Annotated in this window: 7 protein-coding genes; 4 read left to right on the top strand and 3 right to left on the bottom strand. The window is 68.1% G+C overall.

Annotated elements, in window-relative coordinates; genetic code table 11:
* Positions 1 to 73: 73 nt before the first annotated feature.
* The gene (locus tag ACIBJH_RS47550; protein ID WP_399123287.1) at positions 74 to 385 is read right to left on the bottom strand and encodes a transposase; all 312 of its coding nucleotides are present in this window, start codon (positions 383 to 385) and stop codon (positions 74 to 76) included.
* A gap of 176 nt (positions 386 to 561) precedes the next feature.
* Positions 562 to 1,716: a right-handed parallel beta-helix repeat-containing protein gene (locus tag ACIBJH_RS47545; RefSeq protein WP_399123285.1), complete on the bottom strand. Its 1,155-nt coding sequence runs from the start codon at positions 1,714 to 1,716 to the stop codon at positions 562 to 564.
* Positions 1,717 to 1,953: 237 nt separating this feature from the next.
* On the opposite strand from ACIBJH_RS47545, the gene ACIBJH_RS47540 reads away from it, so the two are divergent.
* Positions 1,954 to 4,164, top strand: coding sequence for a family 43 glycosylhydrolase (locus ACIBJH_RS47540; RefSeq protein ID WP_399123284.1), 2,211 nt, complete (start codon positions 1,954 to 1,956; stop codon positions 4,162 to 4,164).
* Here the strand turns inward: ACIBJH_RS47540 and ACIBJH_RS47535 are convergent.
* Entirely contained in the window at positions 4,157 to 4,948 is a 792-nt protein-coding gene (locus ACIBJH_RS47535) for an HAD family acid phosphatase (RefSeq protein WP_399123283.1), read from the bottom strand. The two genes, ACIBJH_RS47540 and ACIBJH_RS47535, sit on opposite strands and share 8 nt — an antisense overlap.
* A 201-nt stretch (positions 4,949 to 5,149) precedes the next feature.
* On the opposite strand from ACIBJH_RS47535, the gene ACIBJH_RS47530 reads away from it, so the two are divergent.
* The 3 genes from ACIBJH_RS47530 to ACIBJH_RS47520 are packed head-to-tail and all read left to right on the top strand — an operon-like array spanning position 5,150 to position 10,294.
* Positions 5,150 to 5,512, top strand: a complete 363-nt coding sequence (locus ACIBJH_RS47530; RefSeq protein WP_200713556.1) for a hypothetical protein — start codon at positions 5,150 to 5,152, stop codon at positions 5,510 to 5,512.
* A gap of 34 nt (positions 5,513 to 5,546) precedes the next feature.
* Positions 5,547 to 9,827, top strand: coding sequence for a DUF6531 domain-containing protein (locus ACIBJH_RS47525; RefSeq protein ID WP_399123289.1), 4,281 nt, complete (start codon positions 5,547 to 5,549; stop codon positions 9,825 to 9,827).
* Positions 9,827 to 10,294, top strand: coding sequence for a hypothetical protein (locus ACIBJH_RS47520; RefSeq protein ID WP_399123281.1), 468 nt, complete (start codon positions 9,827 to 9,829; stop codon positions 10,292 to 10,294). The genes ACIBJH_RS47525 and ACIBJH_RS47520 overlap by 1 nt, the downstream gene beginning before the upstream one ends.
* The last annotated feature ends 24 nt before the right edge of the window (positions 10,295 to 10,318 follow it).

Here is a 10,318-nt window from a genome sequence, read left to right as displayed (position 1 = left end):
TACGTCGACGGTGACAGGTCCAGCTCCCGGCAGACGGGATCGACCCCGAGGCCCTTCGCTCGCAGGTGGTCGATCACCTGCTCGGCCTCGTCCGGGGACGGTCGATCTCCTGGGCAAAAAACACCGATGCGGCCTTCAGGATCTCATTGGCCCGCCTCAACTCGGCGTTTTCCTTGCGGAGTTGCTTGAGTTCGTCGAGCTCGGCTGTGCTCAGCCGGTCGTCACGTTCGCCGGCATCGGCCTCAGCCTGGCGGACCCAGCCGCGCAGGGCTTCCTTGTGGATGCCCAGGTCTTTCGCGACGTGCGCGACGGGTCGTCCGGTGGTCCGGACCTCGCGGATCGCGCGCTCACGTAGTTCATCGGAGTATTTCCGTGGTGCTGGCACTGATGTGGTTCTCCTTCGCCAGGATCGTAACCCTGGCATCAGAGACTCCACGAATCTCAGTACAGCTCACCCGGAAACAGAGGAGATGCCCCGGTCAGCTCACAGCGACCGGGACTCCTTCGCGAGTCAACTCTCCACATCGCACCCTGAGTTGCGGAACTAACAGCGAGAGCACCTCAGTCCATCGTCGCGCCAATAGTCGTAACCCCTGTCGTCAAAAACGTCGTCACCGGCAGCGCCCCACTCGACGCACGCACCCCGTACGCCGTCGTCGCGTCCACCGACCTGAAGGACGGCGTAGCGACCCCACCATCCCAGTTGTTCGCCGCGGACACCGCCCCCGAACCCAGCTTGTCCAGGCCCCCCTTGTTGCCAACAGCCAGATTACGAGCGAGCCGGGACTTGCTGGTCGCGAAGAAGAAGCCCGCCGCCGAGTTGGAGTACGCGGTATTGCGGTTGAGGATGATCGCGCCGGTGTTGGAGTTCTCGGTGAAGCCGTTGAGGCTGTTGTCCCAGGCCGCGTTGTCGTTGACGACGTGCGCGACGGCGACGCCTCCGCCACCGAGTTTGAAGCCGTTGCCGTTGCCCTCGAAGGCGGAGTCGTTCCAGCGGTTCTTGCCGTTGCCGAACGCCCAGGAGTGCTCGATGGTGACCGGCGAGGAGAACTGCCAGAGGTCGAGGCCGTCGTCGGAGTTGTTGTAGAGGCGGGCGCCGGTGACCTTGTTGCCGGTGCCGGAGCCGAACTTGATGGCTATGCCGTCGGCGTTCTGGCCGTGTCCGGCGGCGTCGTAGTTGCCGTAACTGTCCAGGTTCTGCACGAGGTTGTTCGTCGTGCCGTCGCCGCGCAGGGTGAAGCCGGAGTCGCCGTTGTTCGCCGTGACCAGGTTCTTGAAGATGCCGCCGACGGAGGACGTGGCTACGAAGCCCTGGGCCGGGGAGTTCTGGAAGGTCAGGTTCTGGACCGTCCAGTAGTCGCCGTAGATGCCGGCCAGCCACTGGCCGGCGGGGAGCTTGGAGCCGTCGATCTTCACCTTCTCCGTGCCGTACGGCTCCAGCGTGATCCGGGCCGAACTCGTGCCGTTCGCCGTGGACTTGAGGGTCGCGGCCGGAGTGTAGGTGCCCGCCCTGACCTGGATGACCGTCCCCGCCGTGGCGTTGGCGACGGCCGACTCCAGCTGGGCGGTGGTGGACACGGTGACCGTCGACGAAGCGGCTTGCGCGCCGCCGCTGTTGAGGCCGAGGTAGACGCCGCCCGCCCCCGCGGCGACGGCCACCGCGGCGGCGATCGAGAGGGTGCGGGTCCTGCGGTGGCGTCCGGTGCTCGTACGCACGGCGTTGGTTCCTTTCCTGGGTGACGAGGACGAAACGGGCCGGAGGGGCCGCCCCGGCCCGTTTCTGGTTCCTGGTCGCCGCCGTGGCCGGAAAGGTTGCCCCGGCCTACGGGAGGAGGACCGAAACTTTCGATCCGCCCCGCCCCACCCGCACCGATTGACGCACCGCACCCCACTGGTGACACTCCGAAGGCACAGACACTCAACAGAATCCCCCACACCCCCACAGGACGTGCCATGCGACCCCGCACCGCCCGCACCCTCCTGCTCCCCCTGCTGGCTCTCCTCCTCAGCCTGCTCGCCGCCCCGCTCAGTACCGCGCACTCAGGAGCACCGCCCGTGACCCACCCCAAGTACGCCGGCTATCTCTTCGCCTACTTCACCGGCGAGGGCACCGCCGACGGCGAGCAGATCCGCTACGCCCTCAGCCGTGGCAACGACCCGCTGCACTGGCGGGAGTTGAACCAGGGCAAGCCGGTGCTGACCTCGACGATCGGCGAGAAGGGGCTGCGCGACCCGTTCGTGATCCGTTCACCGAAGGGCGACAAGTTCTATCTGATCGCCACCGACCTGCGCATGTACCGGAACAGCAGCGGGAGTTGGGACGACGTCCAGCGGCACGGCAGCAAGTCGGTGATGATCTGGGAGTCGACCGACCTGGTCCACTGGACCGACCAGCGGCTGGTGAAGGTGGCCCCGGACAACGCGGGCAACACCTGGGCGCCGGAGGCCTATTGGGACGACTCGCTCGGTGAGTACGTCGTCTTCTGGGCGTCGAAGCTGTACGCCGACGACGACCCCGACCACACCGGCTCGACGTACAACCGCATGATGTACGCGACGACGAAGGACTTCCGTACCTTCAGCGCGCCGAAGATCTGGGACGACCCCGGTTACTCCGTGATCGACTCGACCGTCGTGAAGTACAAGGACACTTACTACCGCTACACCAAGGACGAACGAGACCCGTCCTCAAGCTCCCCCTGCTCGAAGTTCATCACCGGCGAGAAGTCGACCTCGCTGACCTCCACGTCGTACGACTTCGTCTCCGAGTGCATAGGCAGCGGTGCGATCGAGCGGGGCGAAGGCCCGACGGTGTTCAAGTCCAACACCGAGAAGAAGTGGTACCTGTTCGTCGACGAGTACGGGCTGCGCGGCTACGTCCCCTTCGAGACCACCGACCTCGACTCCGGCCGGTGGACCCCGTCCACGGACTACCAGCTCCCCGCAAGTCCCCGGCACGGCACGGTACTTCCCGTGACCCAGGCGGAGTACGACCGGCTGCTGGCTGCGTATCCGGCGACCCCGACGTCGGTCGTGGACGCGACGGCGCACGGGCAGAAGGGGTACGCGATCGTCACGGAGGCCTCGTCGAAGGTCGTGCTGCCCATGCAACCGGGCGCCGACCGGCGGCACTTGGCGCCTTCGCTCGCCATCGGCTCGGGCTCCACGGTCAGCCCGGCGTCCGGTACGCGACGGGACTTCCGCGAGCCGCAGACGTACACGGTGACGGCGGCGGACGGGACCAGCCGCGTCTGGACGGTGGAGGCGGTGCCGACGCGAAGTCCCGTACTGCCGGGGCTGACCGCCGATCCCGACGTGCACTATCTCGACGGCCAGTACTGGATCTATCCGACGAGCGACGGCTACGCGGGATGGGGCGGGACGAGCTTCAAGGCTTACTCCTCAAGGGACTTGGTCCACTGGCGGGACCATGGAGTGATCCTCGACCTGGGCCCCGACGTCTCCTGGGCCGACAAGAACGCGTGGGCGCCGGCGGTCGCGGAGCGCGACGGGAAGTACTACTTCTACTTCTGCGCCGAGCAGCAGATCGGGGTCGCGGTGGCGGACTCGCCCGCCGGCCCGTTCAAGGACGCGCTCGGCAAACCCCTTGTGGCGAAGGGGGGTTCACTCGGCGGCCAGATGATCGACCCGGCCGTCTTCACGGACGACGACGGGCAGTCGTATCTCTACTGGGGCAACGGGCACGCCTACGTGGTGCCGTTGAACGCCGACATGACCTCGTACGACACGACGAAGGTGAAGGAGATCACGACGGGCGACTTCCGGGAGGGGTCGTTCGTGGTGAAGCGGCGGGGCACCTACTACTTCATGTGGTCCGAGGACGACACCCGGAGCGAGAACTATCACGTGGCCTACGCGACGGGACCGTCCCCGCTCGGTCCGTGGACCAAGCGGGGCACGATCCTGTCCAAGAACCCCGAGTACGGCATCCTGGGCACCGGCCACCACTCCGTGGTGAACGCCCCGGGGACCGACGACTGGTACATCGTCTATCACCGGTTCGCCCTGAACGGGCCAGGAAAACCAGGTGGGGACGGCACGCACCGGGAGACCACGATCGACCGCCTGCAGTTCGCGGCGGACGGGTCGATCCGGCCGGTGGTGCCCACCCTCGGGTCAGTCAGCCCCGTACCGACTAGCTGACGAAGTACGTCGGGTTCGGGATCTTGTACGTCTTGTCGGCGTAGCCCCCGTCGAGGTCCGAGTACTGGTCGCCGAAGTTGGCGATGATGTCGTACCCGAGGTCCTCGATGTGCTTCCGGGTGCCGGACTTGTACTGCACGGTGGTGCAGGTCCAGGTGCCCGGCGTGGCGCAGGCGCTCAGGTAGGACGGCGGGTTGTCCGCGTCCTTGAGGAACATGTGGTCGGTGTCGAGGTTGACGTCGGCGCCGACCTTCTTCAGGTTGTCGACCGCGTAGGTGCGCTGCGACTCCTTCAGACCCGAGTTGTAGAAGACCGTGACGCCCTTGGACGCGGCGTACTTGACCAGCTCGGGGGTGCCGAAGACCTCCGGGCGGTTGGCCTGGGCGACATACGCGGCCCAAGTGGCCGAGCTGTAGCCGTAGTTGTTCTTCTTCTCGTAGTCGAGGCTGAGCAGCAGCGTGTCGTCGATGTCGAAGACGACCGCGGGCTTGGCGCCCTTGTGGTGCTTGCGGACGGCCTCGTCGATGTACTTCTTGGCGGACGCGTCGATGCGCGCCAGATCCTTGGCGTAGGGGCTGGTCGCCGAGGCCTGGTAGACGCCGTTGGCGTCGACGGTGGTGCCGTAGTAGGTGTCGATGTCCTTCGTCAACAGGCCGATGTTGTACGGCTCGTGGGTCGAGTTGACCGTCGACTGGCCGGCGGTGGCGACGCCCGTGCCGTAGAGGGCCGCACCGGCGACGACACAGGCGGCGCCGAGGGCGGCCGCTCTGAGGGACTTCCGCATGGAATCTCCGGATCTGGTTGTTTGGGTGATGCACCAGGTCAGAGACTGTCTACGCGCATCACACCGTGGAGGCGAGAGTCTTTATCCGATCGATACATAACCCACAGGCCACGGAATTACCCCGCCATGGGATGCGCTTGACCCTCCCTTGGTCGGCTTCTCCTAGGGTCGTGAACGCGACTGCGAACGGGGGAACGCGCGATGGGTGACGGAAAGGACCCGGCCAAGGTCCTCGACATCAAGACGGCCGATCTGAAGCGGACGGCACCGGACTTCCAGACGGCGGCAGTTGATCTGGGCAAGGCGCTGACCGCGCTCGTGAAGTCCCTCGACGGTTTGGGTGAACCCTGGGGAAACGACAAGCAGGGCAAGGAGTTCGGCGACTCATACAAGCCGTTGCAGAAGAAGATCGAGGGCGCGGCGGGCACGCTGGTGCTCGGGCTGACGAGCATTCACGAGGCCATGGTGGACATGGCGGACGGGCATGTCGACAACGACGAGCTGATCGCCGGGATGTTCACCGAAGTGAAGGTCACCAAGTCGGACGGTGCCGGTGAGCGTTGAGGACGAGGCCCGAAAAATCCTGCTCGATCTGGGCATGTGGTGGCCGGAGGCCGACTCGGGAAAGCTGCGGTCGGCGGCGACGGCCTGGCGCACGTTCGCGGGCGCCGTCGACGATCTGCGCGCGCCGGTCCAGCAGAGCGCGTCGTCGATCATCCACAACAACACGGGTGAGTCGATCGAGGCGTTCGGGAAGTTCTGGGGCCGCTACGCCAAGAACGCCGAAGGAAAGGACAGCGGCTGGCTGAAGGACCTGGCCGACTCCGGGCGTGAAATGGCCACCGCGCTCGACAAGTTCGCCGACGCGATCGACGACGCGATCAACAAGCTCTGGACGCAGATCGGCATCGACGCGGCGGTGATCGCGGGCGGGGTGGCGCTGGCCTTCTTCACCGCGGGCCTGGCCTCCGGCGCGGCGGTCGCGGCGGCCGATCTGGTCATCGAGTTCGGGGCCGGGCTGGGGGTCGCGGTCTCCACGACGATCGCCGAGATCGCCGGCGGCACGCTGGTCGCCGCCGCGTTCGGCGGTATCGAGTCGGTGACCGTCGACCTGGCCGTGGCCCAGCCGCTGAAGATGGCGACCGGACTGCAGCAGGGTTTCAGCCTCGACGAGGTCAACCAGGCCGCCAAGGACGGCATGCTGTTCGGCGGCGCCCTGGGCGCCGGCGGCGGGGTCGTCAAAGCGGGCATCGAGGGCGCGTTCAGCGATACGACGCCCGTGTTCCTGCGGCCCGCGTCGCTCCGCCCCGACCTGGTCGAACTGGGCCCGGCCGCACGCACCGCCGACGGTACGCCCTGCGTCGGCGAGCCGATCGACGTGGCGACCGGCGCGATGCTCATGACCGCGACGGACCTGGCACTGCCGGGCGCGCTGCCCCTGGAGTTCACCCGCACCCACCTCTCCTCCTACCGCGGCGGTGTCCGCTTCGGCCCGACCTGGATCTCCACCCTCGACGAATGCCTCCAGATCGACGGTGAGGGCGTGGTGTTCGCGGCGGCGGACGGCATGCGCCTGGTCTACCCGGTCCCGGAACCGGGCGTGCCGACCATGCCGGTCAAGGGGGCGCGCTGGCCACTGGACTGGGACGGCAAGCCGGACAGCGCGATGACCGTCACCGATCCGGCGACCGGTGTGGTCCGCACGTTCGGCGCCCCGGCGCCCTCCCCCACCTTCGGCGTCTTCCACCTCGCGCTGGACTCCTGGAGCGACCGCAACGGCAACCGCATCGACGTCGAACGCGACGACGAGGGCGTCCCGTTCGGCATCCGCCACTCCGGCGGCCACTACATCGCCGTCGACACGACCGGCCCCCGCATCACCGCGCTGCGCCTGCTCGACGAACCCCCGTCCCGCTACGGCCCCGAGGGCCCCGTGGGCGAGGGCACGGTCGTCACGCGCTACGGCTACGACGGCGCCGGCAATCTCACCGAGGTCGTCAACTCCAGTGGGGAGGCACTGCGGTTCGCGTACGACGAGCAGGGCCGGATCACCAAGTGGACGGACCGCAACGGCACTTGGTTCGGCTACGTCTACGACGAGCGCGGCCGGGTCGTGCGCACCGAGGGCGTCGACGGCATCCTGTCCGGCACGCTGGCCTACGACGACACGACGCGCACGACGACGTACACCGACTCCCAGGGCCGCGTCTCCACCCACCGGCACAACGCGGAGGGCCTGGTCGAGGAGGAGACCGACCCGCTCGGCAATGTCACCCGCACCCGGTGGGACGAGTACGGCTGCCAACCCCTCACGGTCACCGACCCGCTCGGCCACACCACCCGGTACGAGTACGACGACGCCGGGAATCTCACCGAACTCACTCTGCCCGACGGGTCGTTGACGCGGGCCGTCCACAACGCGCTCGGTCTGCCGACGGAGGTCGTGGAGCCGGGCGGGGCGGTGTGGCGGCACACGTACGACGAGCGGGGCAACCTGCTGACGACGCTCGACCCGACGGGTGCCGAGACCCGTTACGCCTACGACCCGCACGGCCGCCCGACGGCGGTCACCGACGCGCTCGGTCACACCCGCACGATGGCGTACGACGCGGCCGGTCTGCCGGTGTCCCTGACGGACGAGTCGGGCCACACGACGTCCGTCCGCCGCGACTCCTTCGGCCGGATCACCGCGGTGACCGACCCCCTGGGCCATACGACCCGCATGGGCTGGACCCCGGAGGGCAAGCCGTCCTGGCGCGAACTGCCCGACGGGGCAAGGGAGTCGTGGACCTGGGACGCGGAGGGCAACCTGAGTGTCCACACCGACGCGGCGGGCAATGTCACCCACCACTCCGCCACCCACTTCGACCAACCCGCCGCACGCGTCGACCCCGACGGGGCGCGCTACGAGTTCGCGTACGACACGGAGCTGCGGCTGACGGGAGTGACCAACCCGCAGGGGCGGACGTGGTCGTACACATACGACGAGGCCGGGCGGCTGGCCGCGGAGACGGACTTCAACGGCCGGACGCTCACGTACGAGCACGACGGGGCGGGGCGGCTGAGCAGCCGTACGAACGGCGCCGGGGAGACACTGCGCTTCACCCGCGACGAGGCGGGGCGCGTGGCGTCGCAGCACGCCGACTCGGGCGAGGTCACGACATACGCCTACGGCTCGGACGGCAGGTTGGCCCGTGCGGCCAACGCCGAGGCGGACGTCGTACTGGAGCGCGACGCGCTGGGCCGGGTGCTGGCGGAGACGGTCAACGGGCGCCGCACCACGCACACTTACGACGCCCTCGGGCGACGCGTCCGACGGGTGACACCGTCGGGCCTGTCCTCGGACTGGTCCTACGACCCCACCGGCCGACCGCTTGCCCTGCGCACGCCCGCGGGTGCGCTGGACTTCTCCTACGACGCGGCGGGCCGCGAGGTCGAACGCCGCATCGGTACGGAGGTGACGCTGACGCAGAGTTGGAGCGCGCGGGGTCGGCTCACCGGGCAGTCCCTGGCCGCCGCGTCACGAGCGGCCGGTGTCGAAGGACTGCTGCAGCACCGCACCTACACCCACCGTGCCGACGGGTACATCACCGAGATCCGCGAACTCACCTCCGGCACCCGCCACTTCGACCTCGACTCCATGGGCCGGGTCACGGGCGTGCGCGCCCACGGCTGGACCGAGACCTACGCCTACGACACGGCGGGCAACGTGGTGAGCGCGACCGCGCCCGGCCGACCCGATCCCGCCGCGCACGACGTCGACGGCACCCTCGTCCGCTCGGCGGGCCGCGACACGTACGAACACGACGCACAGGGCCGCCTCGTCCGCAGGACCCACCGGCTGCTCAACGGCCAGCACCGTACGTGGACTTACTCATGGAACACCGAGGGCCGACTGACCGAGGTGGACACTCCGGACGGCGGTCAATGGCGGTACGCCTACGACCCGTTCGGCCGCCGAGTGGCCAAGTACCGGGTGGCGGAGGACGGTTCGGCCGTCGAGCGTACCGAGTTCGCGTGGGACGGCACCTGCCTGGCCGAACAGACCGGCCCCGACGGCCTGGTCACCACCTGGGACTACGAGCCGGGGACCCCGCGCCCGGTGGCCCAGACCCTCCACGAGCCGTCGTCAGCGGTCCCCAACTCGTCCTTCCTGGCCCGGCTGGCGGAGGAGACGCACCCCGCGCGGACGGCCCGTTTCCACGCGGTGATCACGGACACCGTCGGCACGCCCATGGAACTGGTCTCCGCGAGCGGGGACTTGGTCCGGCAGCACCGCACCACCCTGTGGGGCACGGGCTTCCCGCCGCTCGGCGAGGACGACACGGTCGACTGCCCGCTGCGCTTCCCGGGGCAGTACGCCGACCCCGAGACGGGGCTGCACTACAACCTGCACCGCTACTACGACCCCGGGACCGCCCGGTACCTCGGCCCGGACCCGCTGGGCCTTGAGCCGGCGAGCAACCACCACAGCTATGTGCACGCCCCGCTCACCTGGGTCGACCCGCTGGGTCTTTCGCCGTGCAATTACGGCACGGACGACCTGTATTCGAGCGCCACCACCATCAAGAAGGGCCAACTCTCGCCGGCGGGCCGGGCCCTGCAGAAACACGGCGACCCGAGCCCCGGAAACCTGGCCAAACGAGGCCAGGCACATGTCGACATGTACAATTTCGGCAAGGTCACCAATAGCGAACGCACCGAGATCGCCAACGAAATGATCCAGGACATCCTGACGGATCCGAACGTGGTGGAAAAAGTGAACACATCAGCCTCGGCCCAATACGGCGGAATCACCAGGGATTTCCGGGTCCCGGGCGGCTGGGGTGCACGATGGAGCTGGCGCGGAGGTCAGCTCACCTTCGAAGGGTTCCTGTAATGGCGGGACAGCACGAGAGCGAACCGACGTACCGCGCGCAGGACTTCGTCGCCGACGGATCCCTGCGCGACGTGTGCGTGCTCGACACCGCGCTCGACGACTGGCAGCACCTGTTCGACGGACTACGGAAACTGCCGGGACGGCATGTCCTCACCTGGACGCTCGCCGACACGACGGACACCGGTATTCCCGAGGCCTCCGCCGTGTGGTCGAAACTCCGGGACGACCCCGAGGAATCGGTGAGCCTGGCGATCGAGATCGACGGAATGTGGTTCACCTCCTACTTCTTCGAGATCGAGGAGATCGAGTTCAGCTTCGATCCGTCGGACGTCGTGGACGCGGAAACCTTCGCGCCGGTCCGCGAATTCGTGAAATGGCTGGCGAATTCCACGGGTCGTGAGGTCGTCGTCACCATGGAGGGAAACGACCACGCCGCCATGCCCGCGCTGCTGCGCTGGACGGCCTGACGAGTGCGGGCCCGGTCCCGTTTC

It is taken from the genome of Streptomyces sp. NPDC050548 (assembly GCF_044457385.1).
In the GTDB taxonomy this organism is placed as follows: domain Bacteria; phylum Actinomycetota; class Actinomycetes; order Streptomycetales; family Streptomycetaceae; genus Streptomyces.
This window is presented reverse-complemented; position numbering and strand designations above follow the sequence as displayed.